This window comes from Flavobacterium soyae, from assembly GCF_021245985.1.
Lineage (GTDB): Bacteria > Bacteroidota > Bacteroidia > Flavobacteriales > Flavobacteriaceae > Flavobacterium > Flavobacterium soyae.
Genome location: NZ_JAJQXA010000006.1, coordinates 180,868 through 201,981 on the forward strand (window position 1 = coordinate 180,868; position 21,114 = coordinate 201,981).

Genomic DNA, 21,114 nt, shown 5'->3' on the forward strand with positions numbered 1-21,114 from the left:
TTAGATAATTATTGGTATACGTTTTATGTTGCGTATCACAACTCTTACCAAAACAAAACCACTTGTAATAATCATTGGCAGTACAATTAAAAAATGTGCTTTATTGATCATAAATAAGCTGTAAACAACCAGAAATATTAAATGTAAAACAGCAAATCTATAAGTCCATCTTTTGTTCTTTACAATCGAAAAGAAAATCAAAATCAGCAAAAGCGGACTAAACAATAATACATTATAATTCATCGCCAGTTCTTGGTGAAAAGAATAAAATCCAACAGAAACAAAAAAGATTCCCATTAAAGACAAAATCAATAAATAGATTTTGTCTACAATTTTGTTGTGTACTAAAACTACAAATCCTAAAATAAACAGATAAGTATAAATGTTATTCCACCAAGATGTTGGAGTTTCTTTTTTAAAACTTAAAAGTGTTTTGCTTTTCCCTGCCAAAAGATGACTCTGAAAAGTGGTTTGATCTAAACTGTTTTTTAGTTCAAAAGGCAGAAAAATTTTAGCTGCTAATTGATCAACTTTAGTTCCAAAAATAATACTTGTTCCTAATTGATCATAAAAATGTCCTTTAAAATAAGGAAACAGCACAGAGCGGTATGTTTTATCTGTGTCTTCTTTTTTAACAATTACATTTCCGCCTAAAGTTGAATTGATAACATCAACAACCATCGATGTACAATTCTTATCAATAAACTTATAAGTATAATAGCGTTCATCTGATAATAAAACAGCGTTTAGTTTGTCAAAAAGTTTCTGTTTTAGTTGAGGCGAAAGAATCAATTCCTGCTCAAAAACACTTCTTTTTTCATAAGTATAATCATTTATAAAATCTGGAAATGAATGCGCAGCTACAAAATACTGCAGGTCGCCTTTCGCAAATTTGGCAACAAAATTTGGCGTTCTAAAATCAAAAGCACCGTAATTATAAACGACATCAAGATTGTTTATTGGGTCTGCAACACGAATGGCAGTATGTCCAAAATAAGAATACGTTTCGTTTCCTAATCCGCAGGTAATTACGCTTATTTTAGCATATTTTGATAATGGTACATTTTGACCAAAACCAATTGTAAAACTTAGTAATAATAGTAAACTAAAAAGTGTTTTTTGTAAAAGGACTTTTTTCATAATTTAAAATTTTAAGAAGTTTATTATCTAAAAATACCAAGATCAACTTTTATAGAGAAAATATTAGAATACAAAGCCGCACTTTGGTTTCCTAAATCGGTTAAAGCATAATCAATCTGAATGCCTTTGTATTTAAATCCAAGACCAATATTAGGCTGAAAACTTAATTTTTCGCTATTATCTAACTGCATCACATTTTGAAAATTTCCTGCTCCGGCTCTTAAAAAAACAATATCGGTATAACCAAATTCAAAACCAAGCGCAGGATCAATACTTACAACTTTAGACGAAATAATATCATTTGTCTGCTCAAAACGCATGTTTAAATTTCCTGCTGCCAATAGGCTGTAATCATCATGGAATTCGAATTTTTTAGAAACTCCCAATTGTGCCTTTGGCAGCGTAATTTCGGTGCTTTCCGGTAATTCATTATTTTCTCCCGGAATAGCATTGGCGATTTTTTCATATTCCTCCTCATCAATATTCCAAACATTGTAAGTTGTCGTAATATCGCGAAGCATCAATCCAAATTTCCAGTCGTTATGCTCAAACTGAAGTCCGACATCAAAACCAAAACCCCATGAATTGGCAAATTTACCAATCACTCTTCGGATGATTTTTGCATTTACCCCATATTGAAACCCTTCGACAGGAAGTTTTCTGGCGTATGAAAAAGTAAAACCGTAATCGGCGGTAGAGAATAAACGAATTCTGTTATAATCAATATTGCCTTGGCTGTCAATTAATTGAGTCGTGTCCATAATATCATCGACTCCAAAACGAATCATCGAAATTCCCCAGGCACTTCGATCGTCAATAGGGCTTGCGTAGCCAATAAAATCGTATTGCGCAATATTGGCAAAATAACTGGCGTGCATTAATGAAATCTGATGGTCTTCGAGATGCGTTAAACCAGCCGGATTCCAGTAAACAGCATTTACATCATTTGTTGAAGCTGTCACGGCACTCGACATTCCTAACGCAGCGGCATCAACGCCAATATTCATAAACTCATTCGAATATTTTCGAACAGTTTGAGCATATTGCGAAGTAAAACTCCAAAATAATAAAAACGCAGAAAGTTTTTTCAAAAGCTGTTTTTTTGCAGACTGATGCCTGTTTTTAATTTCCATCAAAAATATAATATTTTACCCATCTAATTTCTTCCTTTTTAGAAATATTGTGAAAGTTAGAATTTCAAATAAAAAACAATTGCGAAAACACGTTTTTCATGTGCATATTATGCTAAATTTGTTCTCCAAGATTATCAAAATTTATAAAACATGAATATTAAAAAGCACATTCCGAATTTAATTACATTAATTAATCTTTTTTGTGGCTGCATTGCAATAGTTTTTATTTCTCAGGCCAATTACGAAATGGCTTTTTACATGGTTTGTTTAGGGATCTTTTTTGATTTTTTTGATGGTTTTTTCGCCAGATTATTCAAAGTTTCAAGTCCGCTTGGTCTGCAGTTAGATTCATTGGCAGATATGGTAACCAGCGGAGTTGCTCCGGGTTACGTTATGTACAGTTTGTTTACAAACAGCGCACACGAATTAGGAACAAATGCTTTTATTCCGTTTTTAGGATTTATCGTGACTTTAGGTTCTTGTTATCGTTTAGCCAATTTTAATATTGATACACGTCAGACAGATTCATTTATAGGACTGCCAACTCCGGCAAATTCTCTTTTTATTTTAAGCCTTCCGTTAGTTTTAAAATTTTCAGATTCCTTATTATTGCTTGAAATCCTGACAAACCAATGGATTCTTTTAGTAATCACTTTATGCAGTGCTTATATTTTGAATGCCGAAATTCCATTGTTTGCTTTAAAAGTGAAGAAGTTTAATTTGAAAGATAATGCTTTGCAGATCGTATTTCTTTTGATTTCTTTCGCTTTACTTCTGTTGTTTCATTTTGGAGCCGTTCCGTTAATCATCATTTTTTACGTGTTGTTATCAATTGTAAATAATTTGTTTTTGAAAAAAAAGTAGTTTTATTCGAATGGCAAGAAAAACGACTTATCGTAAAACATATTCAAGAAAACCCGCAGGAAGATCATTTCTAAGCAGGCTTTTTCGATCTCTTTTATTAATTTTCTTTGCGCTTCTTTTTATTGGAATTATTTATCACTATCGAAAAGGACTAGCTTATTATTTAGGATTTAAATCAGAAAAAGTTTTAGATGAAGATGAGGTAGACAAACATCTTTCTGATGTGAGGAATATTCGCGTTCTCGAAAATCATAAAGGAAAAGTTGTTGGAATTGATGTATCTGAATTTCAAGGAAAAGTCGATTGGGATGAAGTTGAAATTCTGGACGAAAAATATCCCGTACAATTTGTTTTCATTCGTGCAACTGCCGGCAACGATCGCGTTGATGGTCAGTTTAAGAAAAACTGGGAAGGTGCCAAAGAAAATAAAATAATACGCGGCGCTTATCATTATTATCGTCCAAACGAAAACTCAATAGAGCAGGCCAATCTTTTTATTAAAACCGTAAAATTGCAAAAAGGCGATCTGCCTCCTGTTTTAGATATTGAGAAATTACCAAAAAATCAATCTCTGGATAGTTTAAAAAAAGGTTTAAAGCGTTGGTTAACTAAAGTTGAAAAACACTATCAGGTACGCCCGATAATTTATTCAGGAGAAAGATATTATTCAGATTTCTTAAAAGAAGAATTTGGAGAATATTTGTTTTGGATTGCCAACTATAATTTCTACCGGGAAAAAATTGAAGACGACTGGCTGTTTTGGCAGTTTACAGAAAAAGCTTCTCTGCCGGGAATCGAACATCGTGTTGATGTTAATATTTACAATGGCGATATAGAACAGCTGCAGTTTATTACGGTTGAATAAGTTTGCAGTCGCAGTGGCAGTTTTCAGTTTGCCGAGAATGAAAATTGAGATTGAATACTTTTTAATGCTTATTTTGAAAATAAAAGCGCTAGTGGAATTAAGGCAATAAAAGCTAGAAAAATTAAAACTGAATAAGGATTCGCAAAATTTACCGTATATCCCATCCATTGAATTCTTTTTGGCGGAAGCAATCGTTTGTCTTTAGGGTTATAGTAAAAACAGAACAAATACCAATTGTTTGGATCTTTGTGCCAATTGTCGTAATCTTCCTGAGTTGGTTTTTCTGAATTCATCGTATTTTAGATTAGTGATCAGTGTTCTAGTGTTCAGTCAAAAAACTGAACACTGACCACTTTTTTTAAAACTCCAATTTCTTTTTACGAAGTTCGAAGTTTTGCCCAAGATAAACACGGCGAACCATTTCATCTTCTACCAATTCTTCCGGAACTCCGGCTTTCAGGATTCCTCCTTCAAACATTAAATATGTTTTATCTGTAATCGCTAAAGTTTCCTGAACGTTGTGATCTGTAATCAGGATTCCGATATTTTTGTTTTTTAACTGCGCTACAATTCTTTGAATATCTTCAACCGCAACCGGGTCAACTCCGGCGAAAGGCTCATCCAATAAAATAAATTTTGGATCTGTTGCTAACGCACGTGCGATCTCTGTACGACGACGTTCTCCTCCAGAAAGTAAATCCCCGCGGTTGGTTCGAATATGTTCTAAGCTGAATTCTTCAATCAAACTTTCCATTTTGGCAATCTGCTCTTCTTTAGAAAGTTTAGTTAATTGTAAAACGCTTAAAATGTTATCTTCAATACTCAATTTTCTAAAAACAGAAGCTTCCTGTGCCAAATAACCAATTCCTTGCTGTGCACGTTTGTACATAGGATAATCAGTAATATTTAAATCGTCAAGATAGATGTTTCCTGAATTTGGTTTTACCAATCCTACGATCATGTAAAACGAAGTCGTTTTTCCGGCACCATTTGGTCCCAAAAGCCCAACGATTTCTCCTTGGTTTACTTCAACAGAAATTCCTTTTACAACACTTCGGCCTTTGTAGGTTTTGATTAAATTATCGGCTCTTAGCTTCATTTTTTTTAATTAGATAATGTGTCAATTTGATAATGAGATAATTGTATCTCCAATGGGCAAAATAAATGAAAATAAATCAATAGAATAAACGAATTAACATATTGTCAAGAAATTATCTAATTGACTAATTATCAAATTATCTTATTTGCCTTGTTCTTCGAGAGCTTCCCAGAATTCGTAAGCTCTTCTTAAATGCGGAATTACGATTGTTCCTCCAACAAGGGTTGCGATTCCCATTGCTTCCATCATTTCTTCTTTAGAAACACCTTCTTTATAGCTCGTTTCTAAATGGTATTTTACACAGTCATCACAACGCAAAACAGCCGATGCAACTAAACCTAAAAGTTCTTTTGTTTTTACATCAAGAGTTCCCTCTGCATAAGCATTGGTGTCAAGGTTAAAAATTCGCTTTACAATTTTGTTGTTGTCAGCGAGTAATTTTTCGTTCATTTTAGAACGATAGTCGTTAAAATCTTGAATTAAATCAGACATTTTCTTTCAATTTATTTTTATAAACAATCCTTGAAATCAGGATACTTACTTCGTAAATAATTAGCATTGGGATTGCTACAATAGTCTGGCTCACAACATCCGGCGGAGTCACAATTGCAGCAATAATCAGAATAATTATAACAGCGTATTTCCAATATTTTCTTAAAAAATCAGGCGTTACCAATCCTAATTTAGTTAAGAAATAAATAATAATAGGCAGTTCAAAAAACAAGCCGCTGGCCAGAACACTCGTTTTTACCATTCCCATATAAGACTCTATAGTAAATTGGTTTACAACAACATCACTTATAGAGAAAGTAGCAACGAAATTTACCGACATTGGTATTACTACATAATAACCAAAAATTACCCCTAAAAAGAAAAGCAGTGAAGAAGTGAAGATAAAAATTTTAGCATGTTTTCTTTCTTTCTCATAAAGCGCCGGGCTGATAAATTTCCAAAGTTCCCATAAAATATAAGGGAAGCTTAGTATGAAACCTGCTAAAAGACACATCCAGACAAATATATTTACCTGTCCTTCCATTTCAGTGTTTTGAATAATGAAATTTAGTTCAGTAATACAAATGCTGTCTGCAAAACCTAATTGATGTGATAAGTCGCAAAACCACACATAAGTAAAAAAACTAGGTCTGGTTGGACCTAAAATGATTACATCAAATAAGTAATCACTAACAAAATAAGTAACAAATGCCATAATGCATATTGCAATTGTACTTCTAACTAATAACCATCTTAATTCTTCAAGATGGTCTAAAAATGACATCTCGCCAAGGTTTTTCTTTGCCATTATACGATTCCTTCTTTTAAAATGTCATGTAAATGTAATACTCCTTTGTACTCGCCGTTGTCAGCTACGATAAGCTGTGTAATAGAAAAATCTTCTAAAATATTTAAAGCATCAACTGCCATAGTTTCCGAAGATACTAATTTAGGATTTTTGGACATAATATCTTTAGCTGTTAAATCTGCAATAGTATCACGGTCGTTTAACATTCTTCTAATGTCACCATCCGTAATAATTCCAACAATTTTATTATCTTCAATAACAGCAGTAACGCCAAGTCTTTTTTCAGAAATTTCGAAGATCGCTTTTTTGATAGAAGTATCTGGAGTTACGGCTGGTTTCAATGAATGCTCGATCATATCTTTTACACGAAGCAAAAGTTTTTTTCCTAAAGCACCACCCGGATGATAAACTGCAAAATCCTCTGGTTTAAAATCGCGCATTTCCATTAAGCAAACTGCAAGAGCATCGCCCATAACAAGCTGTGCTGTTGTACTGTTTGTTGGGGCTAAATTTATAGGGCAGGCTTCGGTATCAACCGTAGTGTTTAAAACAAAATCAGAGCCTTTTGCCAGGAATGAAGTTACATTTCCGGTAATAGCAATTAAGGTATTCCCAAAGCGTTTTAATAACGGAACCAAAACTTTAATTTCAGGACTATTACCGCTTTTTGAAATACATATAATGATATCGTCATTTTGTATCATTCCTAAATCACCGTGAATTGCTTCTGCAGCGTGCAAAAACATTGAAGGTGTTCCTGTAGAGTTAAAAGTAGCCACCATTTTTTGAGCAATTATGGCGCTTTTTCCTATACCCGTAACGATCAATCGGCCTTTAGTTTCGTAAATACGTTGTGTTGCTTCGAAGAAATTTTCGTCCAGAAAATCAATTAACTTTATAATTGCTTCACTTTCAGAGAGTATAGTTTTTTTGGCGATTGCCAGTATATTTTCTTTTGAGATCAAAACAGAATATTTAAAATTTGTATGTATAAAAGAAAGTTGTATCTTTATGTGTTGCAAATTTATACAAAAATATCCATTTAAATAAAGAATGAATTCAAACGAAATTGAAATACACAAGGAATTAAAGAAGTATTTCGGCTTTAGCCAATTTAAAGGCTTGCAGGAGCAAGTCATTACGAGTATTTTAGGTAAAACGAATACTTTCGTAATTATGCCTACGGGCGGCGGTAAGTCTCTTTGTTATCAATTACCCGCTTTAATTCAGGACGGAACAGCTATTGTTGTTTCTCCTTTAATTGCTTTGATGAAAAATCAGGTAGATGCGATTCGAAGCCTTTCATCAGAAAACGGAATTGCGCATGTGCTAAATTCCTCTCTTACCAAAACAGAAATTGCACAAGTAAAAAAAGACATTAGTGCTGGTTTAACCAAACTCTTGTATGTTGCTCCCGAATCTTTAACGAAAGAAGAATATGTAGCCTTTTTACAAAGTGTGCCTATTTCTTTTGTTGCGATTGATGAAGCGCATTGTATTTCAGAATGGGGACATGATTTTAGGCCGGAGTACAGAAATTTAAGAAGCATTATTAAACAATTAGGTAAAGTACCTATTATTGGTCTTACTGCTACTGCAACCCCAAAAGTTCAGGAAGATATTCTAAAAAATCTTGACATGGCCGATGCCAATACTTTTAAAGCATCATTTAACAGGCCAAATTTATATTACGAAGTACGTACAAAGACAAAAAATATAGAATCGGATATTATTCGGTTCATAAAGCAGCATAAAGGCAAATCTGGAATTATTTACTGCTTAAGCCGCAAAAAAGTAGAATCGATTGCCGAAGTTTTACAAGTAAACGGAATCAGTGCGGTTCCTTATCACGCAGGTTTAGATGCAAAAACAAGAGCAAAACATCAGGACATGTTTTTGATGGAAGATGTGGATGTTGTTGTGGCAACAATCGCTTTTGGGATGGGAATCGACAAACCAGACGTTCGTTTTGTAATTCACCATGATATTCCAAAATCATTAGAAAGTTATTATCAGGAAACGGGTCGTGCCGGGCGTGATGGAGGAGAAGGACATTGTCTGGCTTATTACTCTTATAAAGATGTAGAAAAGCTGGAGAAATTTATGTCTGGAAAACCAGTTGCCGAACAAGAGATTGGTTTTGCACTTTTGCAGGAAGTTGTGGCTTACGCCGAAACCTCAATGTCGCGTAGAAAGTTTCTATTGCATTATTTTGGAGAAGAATTCGACAGCGAAACTGGAGAAGGAGCAGATATGGACGATAATGTTCGTAACCCGAAAAATAAAATTGAAGCCAAAGATCAGGTTGTCAAATTACTTGAAATTGTTCGGGACACCAAACATATCTACAAATCAAAAGAAATTGTGTTCACTTTAATTGGACGAATTAATGCGGTAATTAAAGCACATAAAACAGATATACAGCCTTATTTTGGTTCTGGTTCAGACCATGATGAAAAATATTGGATGGCACTATTACGACAAGTTTTAGTAACCGGATATTTATCAAAAGATATCGAAACTTATGGTGTAATAAAAATTACGCAAGAAGGTTTAGATTTTATTAAAAAACCGGTTTCATTTATGATGTCTGAAGATCATGAATACAGCGAAGCAGATGACGAAGCAATAGTGGCATCATCAAAATCTTCTGGCACAGCCGATGAAGTTTTAATGGGAATGCTTCGTGAACTTCGTAAAAAAGTAGCCAAAAAATTAGGTGTTCCTCCATTTGTTGTTTTCCAGGATCCTTCTCTTGAAGATATGGCTTTAAAATACCCTATAACATTACAAGAGTTATATAATATTCATGGTGTTGGTGAAGGAAAAGCTAAAAAATACGGTGGTGAATTTGTTACCTTAATTAGCAGATATGTTGAAGATAACGATATCATTCGCCCAGACGATTTAGTTGTAAAATCTACAGGAGTAAACTCTGCCAATAAATTATACATCATTCAAAATATCGATAGAAAATTGCCATTAAGCGATATTGCTTCTGCAAAAGGTCTAACGATGGATGCTTTAATCAAAGAAATGGAGCAAATCGTATATTCTGGAACAAAATTAAATATCAAATACTGGATTGACGATATGCTAGACGATGATCAGCAGGAAGAAATCCACGATTATTTCATGGAATCAGAATCAGATAAAATCGAAGACGCTTTAAAAGAATTCGACGGTGATTATGATATTGACGAATTACGATTAATGCGTATAAAGTTTATTAGCGAGGTGGCGAATTAAAAAAAAATAAATTCCAATTTTTTAAATTCCAAATTCCAAAAAAAGCAATAGTAAAATATAAATTCCAAATTCCAAGCAGTCGAAGCAATTGGAATTTGGAATTTTTTTATCGGAATTTCTTCAAGTTTGGAATTTTAACCTTCATAAACTTCCCCACGATGCGGTTTCAAAGCATCTCTTACCTGAATCATATTTTCATCGGTTACAACCATAAAAGCGGTTGCATGCATATCATTAAGAATTGAAAAACCTGTAATATTCAAAGGTAATTTCTCAATTAGAATATATTCTTTCAGGTGAATTTCGTGATGTTCTGCGGTTTTTGCAGAAGCAGGACCACGGAAATCCCAAATCAGTTTTATTTTTCTAGACATTTTTTTAAAGGTGCAAAGGTTCAGAGAGGTAAAGGTACAAAGTCTATTTTTAATAAAAGGTACTGAGGTTCTGAGATGCTAAGATTCTAAGTTTTTTTAACTGCTTAAAAGGAATCTTTTTAATCCAAATAATCTGTGGCAAAAAAAATAACGACAATGATTGTAAAGAAGATAATTAAATATAAATCTGTTTAGATCTGTGCAAACCTGTGGGCAAATTTTACAGCAAACATAAAATCTCATTTCAAAATAGTACTTTTGCATCTTCTTTTCATAGAAAGAAAAGCTAATAGAATAAAAAAGATACAATGCCAAGAGAACTTTTACTTCAGGTAACGCCGGAAATTGCAGCAAACGAATCGCTGCTTAAAGATTATTTGTCTAAACAAATAAAAGTTTCTCCGCAGGAAATTCAGCATATAACCATTTTAAAACGTTCGATTGATGCACGCCAGAAAGCGATTAAAATCAATTTGAAAGTTATTATATATTTAAAAGGAGAAGCTTTTCAGGAAACTAAAATTGAACTTCCTCTATATAAAGATGTTTCTTCTGCACAGGAAGTAATTGTGGTTGGTGCAGGCCCGGCCGGACTTTTTGCTGCTTTGCAATTAATCGAATTAGGCTTAAAGCCAATTGTAATCGAACGCGGAAAAGATGTTCGCGGACGCCGACGTGATTTAAAAGCAATTAATCGTGAACATATCGTAAACGAAGATTCTAATTATTGTTTTGGAGAAGGTGGAGCCGGAACTTATTCCGATGGGAAATTATATACGCGTTCTAAAAAACGCGGCGATGTAACTAGAATTTTAGAACTTTTAGTAGCTTTTGGCGCTTCAGAAGATATTTTGGTTGAAGCGCATCCACATATCGGAACAAATAAACTTCCGAAAATCATTGAAGATATTCGAAATAAAATCATTGAGTTTGGCGGTCAGGTTTTGTTTGATACCAGAGTTACTGATATTTTGGTAAAAAATAATGAAGTTGAAGGAATCGTAACTCAAAACGGAGATAAGATTCTGGCTAATAAATTGATTTTAGCAACCGGACATTCGGCTCGTGATATTTTTGAATTATTGGATAAAAAGAAAATTTTAATCGAAGCTAAGCCTTTTGCTTTGGGGGTTCGTGCAGAACATTCTCAGGAATTAATTGATAGTATTCAATACAGTTGTGATTATCGCGGCGAACATTTGCCTCCGGCACCATATTCAATTGTAAAACAAGTAAACGGACGTGGAATGTACTCGTTCTGTATGTGCCCTGGAGGTGTAATTGCGCCTTGCGCGACAAGTCCGGGTGAAGTAGTTACAAACGGCTGGTCGCCATCTAAACGTGATCAGGCAACGGCAAATTCTGGAATTGTAATCGAATTGAAATTAGAAGATTTTAAGCCTTTTGCAAAATTTGGTGCTTTGGCCGGAGTTGAATTCCAAAAAAGTATCGAACAAAAAGCTTGGCATTTGGCAGGACGAACTCAAAAAGTTCCGGCACAACGAATGATCGATTTTACCCAAAATAAAGTTTCGGCTGATATTCCAAAAACGTCTTATGTTCCGGGAACAACATCTGTGGAAATGGGGCAGGTTTTCCCAGGATTTTTATCGCAGATTTTACGTGAAGGTTTTAAGGAGTTTGGAAAATCAATGCGAGGTTATTTAACTAATGAAGCCATTTTGCACGCACCGGAAAGCCGAACTTCATCGCCCGTAAGAATTCCGAGAGATGCTTATACTTTAGAGCATTTGCAGATAAAAGGATTATATCCGTGCGGAGAAGGAGCAGGTTATGCCGGCGGAATTATTTCTGCAGCAATCGATGGTGAAAAATGTGCTTTAATGATTGCTGAATCTTTGAAGTAACTTGTCGATTGGCTTTCTGATTATTAAAATTTGTAATATATTTAGTTTTAATAATTATATACCCAATGAAAAACTTCTTTTCGAATTTGTTTAATAGAAATAATGATCCAAAATCGATTATTTCTTTTGACGTTATAGATCCAATTTATTCGTATTTATATAATGAGCAGCCCAATCTTGAATTTAAAGTAAAAGGAATTCAGGATAATGTTTTGGTCAATCTGTATTATTTTCCCGGTTCACTCGATCATGAAGAAGGAAGGGCAGAGATTAAAAAAGCGGGTTTTAATAATGCTTATGAGGTTTTAAATGAACTTTATAAAAAAATCGATATTGGAGTTCTTTTCCAAGAAACAATAGAACAGGGTTTAGAATACGATTTCATACATATTGAATTCTATTCAGAGCCGAGTGCTGAAGTAAAAAAGTATTTGAAACGTGTTGTCAATAACTTTATAATCTTTTTTTGCTGCACAAATAGTCTGGAAACAAACGATTTCAAAATTTTATATTCAGGCAGTCATTTTTTAGATTATACAAAAGGTTTATTGGATGCTGAATTACTGGATATAAATAACCCTAAAAATGAAACACAGCAAATTGCAGTTAAGGATTTTAAAATAGTATTGCAGGGAATCTGTCAGTATTTAAATATCGAAATCCCACAAAGTGTTGAACTTCCTTCATCAGAAAATTTAATAGAAAATGAAGAAGTTACAATAGAAACGTTTGAAGAGTTTGTCAAATTAGTTTCAAGAGGAAATACTGAAGAAAAAGAACTGAAAATGCAATCTAAAAAGCTTTTCAAAAACTATCAAAAAGAGACTAATGAATATCACACAATTATTGAAGGACATTATGATTTGTTCGAAAGCATAAATGCCTGGAACAGCGACTGGAAATTTGATCCCGAAGATGCTGAATATTTCATTTCTGAAATGATTGGTGAAGATTTAAATTTCGAATATCCAGAAGAGACTTATAGCCATGATTTATTTCCTTACATTCAATCCGCTTTAGAAAAGCATGGTTTGGAATTGATGAGTTATAATACTAATGGTGATAATTATTTATTTTTTATTGCCAATAAAGATGATGTTAGCAGGATTTTAGAATTATCTGAATTGACGAAAATTGAGATTGATCAATTGTAAATTTGTCATCCTGACGAAAGGAAGGATCGCACAAGAACTCCGCACAGAATGTCGCCAATCTTTGTCGAATTACTAGTGCGATCCTTCCTTTCGTCAGGATGACAAAATTGAGTAAATAGTTCTTTACGGAATCAAAATAATTTTTCCGGTACTTTTTCTGCTTTCCAGAAAATCATGTGCCAGTTTTCCTTCTGATAATTTAAAAGAAGTAGGTTCAGAAAATTTAATTTTTCCTTCAATAATCCAATTGAATAATTGTGTTGCACGTTTAATTCTTTCTTCTTTAGAATTTAAATAACTCCATAAATCGCCGCCGGTTAGAGTTTTTGAACCATCCATTAACATTCTCGGATCTACAGGTTCAGGATCACCGCCCGCCATTCCGAAGAAAACAACCTGACCACATTCTTTTGTGACTTCGAAACTTTCTTTTAAAGTACTTCCAATACTGTCATAAACAACATCGACGCCATTTGATGCAATTTTAAAAACCTGTGATTTCCAATCGTCACTATAAAGAAAAACATGATCTGCACCTTGGTCAAAACCAACTTTTGCTTTTTCGGCAGATGAGGTTAATCCAATAACAGTTGCGCCCAGAAGTTTGCTGATTTGTGTTAGAATTTGTCCAACGCCGCCCGCAACAGCGTGAATTAAAACTGTTTCGCCTTTTACTGTTTTATGACTGTCTGTTGCTAAATAATGTGCTGTTAAACCTTGTAATAAAACAGAAGCAGCGGTTTCGAACGAAATGTTTTCAGGTAAAGGAAGGACGTGATTTATATTTACGGCAACCAATTCTGCATTTGCAAAAGGAGCATCGGCAAAAGCTACACGATCGCCAACTTTATATTCAGAATGATTATTGGCATCTACAACAATTCCGGCGCCTTCGTAACCGGCAATAAAAGGAGGGTTCCCTTTTAAATGATAATTTCCTTTTCGTCTGTAAACGTCTGCAAAATTTAATCCGATGGCTTTCATCTCGATTAAAATTTCATCGTTTTTTAATTGAGGATTTGGAATTTCGATATATTCTAAAACATTTGAATCTCCGAAAGTAGAGAAGGTAAGTGCTTTCATTTTAAATTAATTTAGAATACAAAGTACGTGAAAAATCAAAAAAGAAGCCTCACTTAAAAAGTTAAATGAGGCTTTGAATTGGTTTTTTATTGATGATTTTTTATTGATACAAATTACAAAAAAATGCAGTCACATATTAGAATTTAAATACTTGATTAATATTGTTTTAAATAAAATAACGTAAATTAGAGATCAGAAAATTACAATTTGGCTGTTAGTCAAGCACGCTGTTTTTTTTACTAAAGCTTCTAACTGGGCATGAATATTGAGAAAGTAATTTTGCCGCATAATTTTAATCTTCAAAAAACAAATTATATTAATCTTTAAAAAGTAAAATTTATGAAAAAGTATACCATTGCAATCGTTTCGGTTTTAGCTTTATTAATAACTTCGTGTATGGCATCAAAAGATACAAAAGGTACAGCCAATATTTATGATACAACTTGGGAATTAGAATATATTTCGGGTCCAAGAATCGCTTTTGAAGGGTTGTTTCCAAATAAAAAACCACAAATTACTTTTGATCAAAAAGAAACAAAAGTTTATGGTAATAATGGTTGTAACGGTTATAGCGCGCCATATACTTTAAGCGGAAAATCTTTAACTTTTGGAGAGCCGGGACCAACTACAATGATGTTTTGTGAAGGCGGTGGAGAACAGCAATTTTTACAGCAAATGAAAAAAATTACAAGTTATTCTGTTGATAAAGATGGAAAACTAAATTTAATTCAGGGCGATGTACCTATGATGAGATTTAAAAAAGCGGCAAAACAATAGTTTCAAAATCTATATATAAGAAAAAGAGGCTGTCTCAAAAGTCGAGACAGCCTCTTTTTTATTCGGATACCTATCGGAGAAATTTTCCATTTACGCGATTCTCAACAGCTTGATTTTACTTTTGAGACAGCCTCTTTTTTGTTAGCTGTTGTTTTGTTTCTTTTTCAGTTTGTCTATAAAAACCTTTTCAAATTTTTCTATTTTCGGCTGAATCACCATTTTACAATACGGCTGATTTTTATTGTTTGCATAATAATTTTGATGATAATCTTCGGCTTTATAAAAAACTTTAAAAGGCTCGACTTTCGTTACAATCGGATTGTTGTACACTTTTGCTTTGTTTAATTCGGCAATGATACTTTCTGCGGCTTTTTTCTGTTCGGCATTTTTGTAGAAAATTACAGAGCGGTACTGCGTTCCAACATCGGCACCCTGACGGTTTAAAGTTGTAGGATCGTGAACGGTAAAAAAGACTTTAAAGATTTCATTAATATCCGTTATGTTTTTGTCGTACGTAATTTGTACAACTTCTGCATGACCGGTTTCTCCCGTGCAAACTTCTTCGTAAGTAGGATTGGCTATATTTCCTCCGGAAAATCCTGAAACGACAGATTTTACCCCATCCAGGTTTTCGTAGACTGCTTCAACGCACCAGTAACATCCTCCGCCAAGCGTAATAGTTTCATAATCAGTTTTTTTATTTTGTGAAAAGCCGTTTAATGATAAAGTAAAAAGGCAGATTAAAAGTATATTTTTCATTTGTATAATTATTTATTATCAGGAATAAAATCAAGGGCAATCGAATTCATGCAGTAACGTTTTCCGGTCGGTTCCGGACCATCGTCAAACAAGTGGCCTAAATGCCCGCCGCAGCGTCCGCAAAGCGCTTCAATTCTTTCCATTCCAAGTGAGTTATCATTTTTGTAAACAACACTTTTTTTGTTGTCTTGTTCAAAAAAACTAGGCCATCCGCAGCTGCTTGAAAACTTAGCGGTTGATTTAAAAAGTAAGTTTCCGCAAGATGCACAGTAGTACGTTCCTTTTTCATCTGTGTTCCAATATTTTCCTGTAAAAGGTCTTTCGGTATCAGCCTCACGCATTACAGCATAAACGTCTTCTGGTAAAACCCTTTTCCATTCGGCGTTGCTTACATTTAATTTAGTCGTATCAGTATTTGAATAATAAGGATTTCCGGGTTTACTTATTTTGTTTTCCATAGTAACTATTTTTACAGGCTGTTTTTTTGTATTTTGTCCGCAGGCCTGTAAAATAAAAAGCGGAACGAGAAAGCAAAGACTAAAAAATAGGTTTTTCGATTTCATAAATTTTTGGATGCTTTAATATGTATTTCAAAGATACATCGAGATTTAGCTTCAAATTATGTTCTATGTTATAATTGAGATTTTTTTAAGTGTGTTTTAACTTTTTATTAGTTACGTAAAACAAGGCAATGTAGTTTTTATGTCTTAATTTTAACAGCTTTTAATTTTTAGCATAAATTATTGCATTGTAAATCAGAAAAATAGGAATCACCTTCAAATTAAGCTTTTAACAATCTTAGAGCAGTACTTTTAAGCCATTTCTTTTTTTGTATTTTTGTTTGCTTAAGAAGCCTTATGACAGAAGAAAACGTAATATTAGTTAATCAAAATGATGAACAAATTGGCTTAATGCCAAAATTAGAAGCACATGAAAAAGCGCTTTTGCACCGTGCATTTTCGGTTTTTATTTTAAACAGTAAAAATGAAATCATGCTGCAGCAGCGTGCTCATCATAAATATCATTCTCCTTTACTTTGGACCAACACTTGCTGTAGTCATCAACGTGAAGATGAGACCAATATCGAGGCAGGAAGCCGAAGATTATTTGAAGAAATGGGTTTTAAAGCAGAATTAAAAGAGCTGTTTCATTTTATTTATAAAGCTCCTTTTGACAATGGCTTAACTGAGCATGAATTAGATCATGTTATGATTGGTTATTATGATGAAGAACCCAATATAAATCTGGATGAAGTAGAAGACTGGAAATGGATGAGTATTGGAGATGTTAAAGCAGATATTGAGAAACAGCCCGAAATTTATACCGTATGGTTTAAGATAATTTTTGATGAATTTGATCATTATCTCGAAGACCATAAATTATAACCAAACTAACCAAAGTCCTAAATGAAAGTAACCATATCAAGAAAAGCGCATTTTAATGCTGCACATCGATTGCACAGGAAAGATTGGTCATTAGAAAAAAACAATGCTGTTTTTGGAAAATGTAATAGTCCCAATTTTCATGGTCATAATTATGGTTTAACAGTAAGTGTTACAGGAAAAATTGACCCGGAAACTGGTTTTGTTTTAGATGTGAAAGTATTAGCGGATATTATACTGGAAGAAGTAGAAATTCCGTTTGATCACAAAAACCTGAATCTGGATGTTCCGGAATTTCAGGATTTGAATCCAACTGCAGAAAATATTGCGGTTGTGATATGGAATAAAATTAGAAAAAGAATTCAGCCCGATTTTGATTTAGAAGTCGTGCTTTATGAAACAGACCGCAATTTTGTAACTTATAAAGGAGAATAATAAATGTCATTAAAAATAGGAGATATAGTTCCGAATTTTACTGCAAAAGATAGTCACGGAGAAGTTTTTGAAAGCAAAAGTGTTTTAGGCCGGAAACCACTAGTGATTTATTTTTATCCAAAAGATAATACACCTGGCTGCACAACTGAAGCTTGCAGTTTTAGAGATCAATATGAAGATTTTAAGGATTTAGGCGCTGAAGTTATTGGCATAAGTGCCGATAGTGTAAAATCGCATCATAAATTTGCCAATAAACACAAACTGCCATTCATTTTACTTTCAGATCAGGACAAAAGATTGAGACATCTTTTTGGGGTGAAAAATAATCTGTTCGGGCTTTTACCGGGAAGAGTAACTTATATTATCGACAGAAACGGAGTGGTTATTTATATTTTTGATAGTATGAATGCCGCAAAACATATTTCGAAAGCGCTGGAGATAATAAAAGAATTAGTATTGTAGATTTAGAAAATAGTATTACACCATTGTTTAATTAATATAGATATTTGCCGAAAACTTAAAAATTATGAAACCAGAAAAATTATATCCGCTTCAATTTGAACCAATCCTAAAAGAAAGAATCTGGGGCGGAGAGAAATTAAAAACATTATTAAACAAACCAATTACTTCTAAAATTACCGGTGAAAGCTGGGAATTGTCTACAGTAGAAGGTGATGTAAGTACTGTTGCAAACGGAGACTTAAAAGGAAAATCGTTAATGGAACTTATTAATGAAACTCCAAATGAAATTTTAGGAACGAGAGTTTACGAGCGTTTCGGAAAACAGTTTCCATTACTTTTTAAATACTTAGATGCACGCGAAGATCTTTCGATTCAGGTTCATCCAAACGATAAATTAGCAAAAGAGCGTCACAATTCATTTGGTAAAACCGAAATGTGGTACGTAATGCAGGCTGATACTGATTCCAGAATTATTGTTGGTTTTAAAGAAGATTCAAGTAAAGAAGAATATTTAAAACATTTACATGATAATACTTTAGTTTCTATTTTAGATGGCGTAAAAGCAAAAGCCGGAGATGTTTTCTTTTTAGAAACAGGAACTGTTCACGCTATTGGTGCCGGTTTGGTAGTTGCCGAAATTCAGCAGACATCTGATATTACCTATCGTTTATATGATTTTGATCGTGTAGATGCTCAGGGAAATAAAAGAGAACTGCATGTAGATTTAGCACTTGATGCGATTAATTACAATAAAGTTGATACACAAAAGAAATACGATTCAAAAGCAAATACTTCAAACGTAGTCGTAGATTGTCCTTATTTTACGACAAACCTTATTCCGTTAGAAGATAAAGTACAAGTTTCTAAATCTGGCGAAACATTTACGGTTTATATGTGTATTGAGGGAAGTTTTGAAATTGAATATGACGGATTTAAACACACTTATATAAAAGGTGACACAGTTTTAGTTCCGGCTGCGATAAATGCATTTAATTTAAGTGGAAAAGCTTCAATTTTAGAAATTTACATTTCATAGCATGTAATCTAAAGATTATGTGTATTTTTGCAGACGCAAATTAAAATTATAATAAAAATGGCAAACGTTAAAAATTTAAAGAAAGACATCAATTTTGTATTAGGAGATATTATTGAGGCAGTTTATTTGTTTGAGATGTCTACAACAGGAAATCCTACTCCAGAAACGAATGCTTTAATCGATGAAGCTATCGCTGCATTTGATACTTTGATTACAAAAGTTAACGCTAAAAACGTTGAAAATAAAAAAGCACACTTCAAACAAATCAATGTTGAATTAGAACAAACTGCTAATCAATTGATTGAAAAAATCAATGCATTGTAAGCAAAAAAAAGTGTAAAAAAGTGCAAATTTATTTTGGGAAAACGAAAAACCGCTTTATATTTGCACCCGTAATGAGGCCGATGTAGCTCAGCTGGCTAGAGCAGCTGATTTGTAATCAGCAGGTCGTGAGTTCGAGTCCCTCTATCGGCTCAACGAAAACCATCACAAATTGTGATGGTTTTTTTATTTATAGAGAGAGGTGTGAAAATATTTTGGAATATTAAAAAACAATTTTATATTTGCACCCGTAAAATAGGCCGATGTAGCTCAGCTGGCTAGAGCAGCTGATTTGTAATCAGCAGGTCGTGGGTTCGAGTCCCTCTATCGGCTCAAAAAAACCATCATAATCTGTGATGGTTTTTTTATGCCTCAGAAATTCCATTTTTTTAAATTCCAAATTCCAAGTTTTTTAGGATTTAGATTTTAGAATAGTATTTACGATGAAATAATAAATGAGCGCAAAGTATTCTCCTTTCGCCGAAATAACAGGATTGTGTCTTTATCTTCCAAGTTTTTGGTGAGCATCGGTAAAATGTCCTGCTGACATAGCTGATATAATTGAAATTTCTCCTGTAAGGCATAATGCAATAGCAATTTCGGCAAGTTTACCGCTTTTACCCGGGCCATAACAGTCTATTAGTTCAAGACATTCTTTTTGTGTAGGAAATGAAGTTCCGCCGCCAACAGTTCCCACAATTATATTTGGCATCGTAATAGCACAATATAAATCACCGTTTTCGTCAATATCCATTCTTGTAATGGCGGTAGAAGCTTCGCCGGTGCAGGCTACATCTTGTCCGCAAGCTATAAATAATGCAGCAAGAGCGTTTGAAGGATGCATACCTGTACCAATGGAACCCATTTTTATAGAGCCCAAATGAGATATTTTCCATTGATGATATAGTAATGCCGGTGTTGCCTTAAGAACAGAGGCAATAACTTCTTTTTTTAATGTGATTTCGGCAGTTACTTTCCTTCCTCTAACCCTTGTGGTTAATGAGGTGGCTTTTTTATCTCCGGAAGCATTGCCTTCAATAGTCCAAAATACAGGTTTAACAGGGCAATTGCTTATAATGTACTTACAGATTTTATCGCTGCATATCGTAACCATGTTTTGACCAGATGCATCGCCAGAGGTAAATTCGAATCTTAAAATTAGAATGTTTCCTTCTATATTTACACCTATATCATTTAAGATGGCATAATTACTGGTTTCTCTGGTTAACGATGCAAAAGTTTCTTTGTGGTTTAATACCCAAGAGACAAATTTTCCTAAATCAATTAAATTTTTAAATTTAAAGGTTGGAGTTCTTTGCACGCCTTCTTGCAGGGTAATTACTGTAATTGCTCCTGATTCCCTGCAAGCTTTAGCACCTCTGTTATAGGATGCAAGCAAGGCTCCTTCGGTAGTGGCAAGAGGAACATAAAAATGACCTTGAGCTACACTTCCATTTACAACTAAAGGTCCAATAATTCCGGTTGGGATTTGACTCATCCCAATGTAATTTTCAATATTACCTTTCAGGCTTTCGTTATTATCAAAAATCTTTTCTCCTGACAGGTAATCTACATTTGATTTTAGGTGCTGACGGATAAAATTAAGACGTAATTTTTGACCGTTTAAAGTGTATGGATCTTGAGAGGGGATTTTTTCAAGATTTGAACTAGGTTCCGGAGTATAAGATTCTAATTTTTCGAAAACTAACGAATTTATAAAATCATACTTTGCGTGACTGATATTGCTTTGTAAATTCTTCATAAGTTTGGTTTTATGAAGCTAAGGTATTACAAATAATAAAAATAGTAATGT

At 33.7% G+C, this 21,114-nt stretch carries 23 protein-coding genes and 2 tRNA genes; 13 read left to right on the top strand and 12 right to left on the bottom strand.

Annotation, left to right across the window (positions count from 1 at the left end; all coding sequences use genetic code 11):
- Entirely contained in the window at positions 1-1,140 is a 1,140-nt protein-coding gene (locus LUU93_RS09970; protein WP_232680814.1) for a lipoprotein N-acyltransferase Lnb domain-containing protein, read from the bottom strand.
- A 23-nt stretch (positions 1,141-1,163) separates the two neighbouring features.
- Positions 1,164-2,231: a putative type IX sorting system protein PorV2 gene (locus tag LUU93_RS09975; protein WP_498072026.1), complete on the bottom strand. Its 1,068-nt coding sequence runs from the start codon at positions 2,229-2,231 to the stop codon at positions 1,164-1,166.
- Between the two features lie 192 nt (positions 2,232-2,423).
- On the opposite strand from LUU93_RS09975, the gene LUU93_RS09980 reads away from it, so the two are divergent.
- Both LUU93_RS09980 and LUU93_RS09985 read left to right on the top strand, forming a co-directional pair.
- Positions 2,424-3,137 (top strand): CDP-alcohol phosphatidyltransferase family protein, encoded by a 714-nt coding sequence (locus LUU93_RS09980; protein WP_232680816.1) that lies wholly within the window; start codon positions 2,424-2,426, stop codon positions 3,135-3,137.
- A gap of 10 nt (positions 3,138-3,147) precedes the next feature.
- Positions 3,148-4,002, top strand: a complete 855-nt coding sequence (locus LUU93_RS09985) for a glycoside hydrolase family 25 protein (RefSeq protein ID WP_232680817.1) — start codon at positions 3,148-3,150, stop codon at positions 4,000-4,002.
- A 68-nt stretch (positions 4,003-4,070) separates the two neighbouring features.
- On the opposite strand, the gene LUU93_RS09990 is transcribed toward LUU93_RS09985, so the two are convergent.
- The 5 genes from LUU93_RS09990 to LUU93_RS10010 form a co-directional block, all read right to left on the bottom strand.
- Positions 4,071-4,295, bottom strand: a complete 225-nt coding sequence (locus LUU93_RS09990; RefSeq protein ID WP_232680819.1) for a DUF5808 domain-containing protein — start codon at positions 4,293-4,295, stop codon at positions 4,071-4,073.
- Positions 4,296-4,360: 65 nt separating this feature from the next.
- The gene (gene lptB, locus LUU93_RS09995) at positions 4,361-5,101 is read right to left on the bottom strand and encodes an LPS export ABC transporter ATP-binding protein (RefSeq protein WP_053470913.1); all 741 of its coding nucleotides are present in this window, start codon (positions 5,099-5,101) and stop codon (positions 4,361-4,363) included.
- Between the two features lie 141 nt (positions 5,102-5,242).
- Positions 5,243-5,593 (bottom strand): carboxymuconolactone decarboxylase family protein, encoded by a 351-nt coding sequence (locus tag LUU93_RS10000; protein WP_232680821.1) that lies wholly within the window; start codon positions 5,591-5,593, stop codon positions 5,243-5,245.
- Entirely contained in the window at positions 5,586-6,401 is an 816-nt protein-coding gene (gene tatC / locus LUU93_RS10005; RefSeq protein ID WP_232680823.1) for a twin-arginine translocase subunit TatC, read from the bottom strand. The genes LUU93_RS10000 and tatC overlap by 8 nt, the downstream gene beginning before the upstream one ends.
- Positions 6,401-7,366: a KpsF/GutQ family sugar-phosphate isomerase gene (locus LUU93_RS10010; RefSeq protein ID WP_232680825.1), complete on the bottom strand. Its 966-nt coding sequence runs from the start codon at positions 7,364-7,366 to the stop codon at positions 6,401-6,403. The genes tatC and LUU93_RS10010 overlap by 1 nt, the downstream gene beginning before the upstream one ends.
- 88 nt (positions 7,367-7,454) lie before the next feature.
- Between LUU93_RS10010 and recQ the strand changes: the two genes are divergently transcribed.
- The gene (recQ, locus tag LUU93_RS10015) at positions 7,455-9,650 is read left to right on the top strand and encodes a DNA helicase RecQ (RefSeq protein ID WP_232680826.1); all 2,196 of its coding nucleotides are present in this window, start codon (positions 7,455-7,457) and stop codon (positions 9,648-9,650) included.
- A gap of 134 nt (positions 9,651-9,784) precedes the next feature.
- On the opposite strand, the gene LUU93_RS10020 is transcribed toward recQ, so the two are convergent.
- Entirely contained in the window at positions 9,785-10,024 is a 240-nt protein-coding gene (locus LUU93_RS10020) for a hypothetical protein (protein WP_232680828.1), read from the bottom strand.
- Between the two features lie 308 nt (positions 10,025-10,332).
- Between LUU93_RS10020 and LUU93_RS10025 the strand changes: the two genes are divergently transcribed.
- Positions 10,333-11,892 carry an NAD(P)/FAD-dependent oxidoreductase gene (locus LUU93_RS10025; RefSeq protein ID WP_232680829.1) on the top strand — a complete coding sequence of 520 codons (1,560 nt, stop codon included), beginning with the start codon at positions 10,333-10,335 and terminating at the stop codon, positions 11,890-11,892.
- Between the two features lie 65 nt (positions 11,893-11,957).
- On the top strand, positions 11,958-13,046 hold the full coding sequence (locus LUU93_RS10030) for a DUF6630 family protein (protein ID WP_232680830.1): 1,089 nt from the start codon (positions 11,958-11,960) through the stop codon (positions 13,044-13,046).
- A gap of 123 nt (positions 13,047-13,169) precedes the next feature.
- Here LUU93_RS10030 and LUU93_RS10035 read toward each other — a convergent pair whose 3' ends face one another.
- The gene (locus LUU93_RS10035; RefSeq protein ID WP_232680831.1) at positions 13,170-14,129 is read right to left on the bottom strand and encodes a quinone oxidoreductase family protein; all 960 of its coding nucleotides are present in this window, start codon (positions 14,127-14,129) and stop codon (positions 13,170-13,172) included.
- A 339-nt stretch (positions 14,130-14,468) separates the two neighbouring features.
- Here LUU93_RS10035 and LUU93_RS10040 point away from each other — a divergent pair, with 339 nt between their 5' ends.
- Positions 14,469-14,906, top strand: a complete 438-nt coding sequence (locus LUU93_RS10040; RefSeq protein WP_232680832.1) for an META domain-containing protein — start codon at positions 14,469-14,471, stop codon at positions 14,904-14,906.
- A 141-nt stretch (positions 14,907-15,047) separates the two neighbouring features.
- Here the strand turns inward: LUU93_RS10040 and msrA are convergent, their stop codons facing one another.
- Both msrA and msrB read right to left on the bottom strand, forming a co-directional pair.
- Positions 15,048-15,665, bottom strand: coding sequence for a peptide-methionine (S)-S-oxide reductase MsrA (gene msrA, locus LUU93_RS10045; RefSeq protein WP_232680833.1), 618 nt, complete (start codon positions 15,663-15,665; stop codon positions 15,048-15,050).
- Positions 15,666-15,673: 8 nt separating this feature from the next.
- A complete protein-coding gene (gene msrB / locus LUU93_RS10050) occupies positions 15,674-16,228 on the bottom strand; it encodes a peptide-methionine (R)-S-oxide reductase MsrB (protein ID WP_232680834.1) in 555 nt (184 codons plus the stop codon).
- 294 nt (positions 16,229-16,522) lie between these two features.
- Here msrB and idi point away from each other — a divergent pair, with 294 nt between their 5' ends.
- The 7 genes from idi to LUU93_RS10085 all read left to right on the top strand — a co-directional run bounded on the left by idi (position 16,523) and on the right by LUU93_RS10085 (position 19,634).
- Positions 16,523-17,050 carry an isopentenyl-diphosphate Delta-isomerase gene (gene idi, locus LUU93_RS10055; protein ID WP_232680835.1) on the top strand — a complete coding sequence of 176 codons (528 nt, stop codon included), beginning with the start codon at positions 16,523-16,525 and terminating at the stop codon, positions 17,048-17,050.
- 21 nt (positions 17,051-17,071) lie between these two features.
- Positions 17,072-17,482 (top strand): 6-carboxytetrahydropterin synthase, encoded by a 411-nt coding sequence (locus LUU93_RS10060; RefSeq protein ID WP_232680837.1) that lies wholly within the window; start codon positions 17,072-17,074, stop codon positions 17,480-17,482.
- A 3-nt stretch (positions 17,483-17,485) separates the two neighbouring features.
- Complete coding sequence (locus tag LUU93_RS10065; RefSeq protein WP_232680838.1) at positions 17,486-17,944, top strand: peroxiredoxin; 459 nt, start codon at positions 17,486-17,488, stop codon at positions 17,942-17,944.
- A gap of 64 nt (positions 17,945-18,008) precedes the next feature.
- Positions 18,009-18,980 carry a type I phosphomannose isomerase catalytic subunit gene (locus LUU93_RS10070; RefSeq protein ID WP_232680839.1) on the top strand — a complete coding sequence of 324 codons (972 nt, stop codon included), beginning with the start codon at positions 18,009-18,011 and terminating at the stop codon, positions 18,978-18,980.
- 57 nt (positions 18,981-19,037) lie between these two features.
- Entirely contained in the window at positions 19,038-19,304 is a 267-nt protein-coding gene (locus LUU93_RS10075; protein WP_012022371.1) for a hypothetical protein, read from the top strand.
- Between the two features lie 76 nt (positions 19,305-19,380).
- Positions 19,381-19,454, top strand: a tRNA-Thr gene (locus LUU93_RS10080).
- Between the two features lie 106 nt (positions 19,455-19,560).
- Positions 19,561-19,634: transfer RNA gene (locus LUU93_RS10085), tRNA-Thr, on the top strand.
- Positions 19,635-19,803: 169 nt separating this feature from the next.
- Here the strand turns inward: LUU93_RS10085 and LUU93_RS10090 are convergent.
- A complete protein-coding gene (locus LUU93_RS10090; protein ID WP_232680840.1) occupies positions 19,804-21,063 on the bottom strand; it encodes a hydroxymethylglutaryl-CoA reductase in 1,260 nt (419 codons plus the stop codon).
- Between the last annotated feature and the right edge of the window lie 51 nt (positions 21,064-21,114).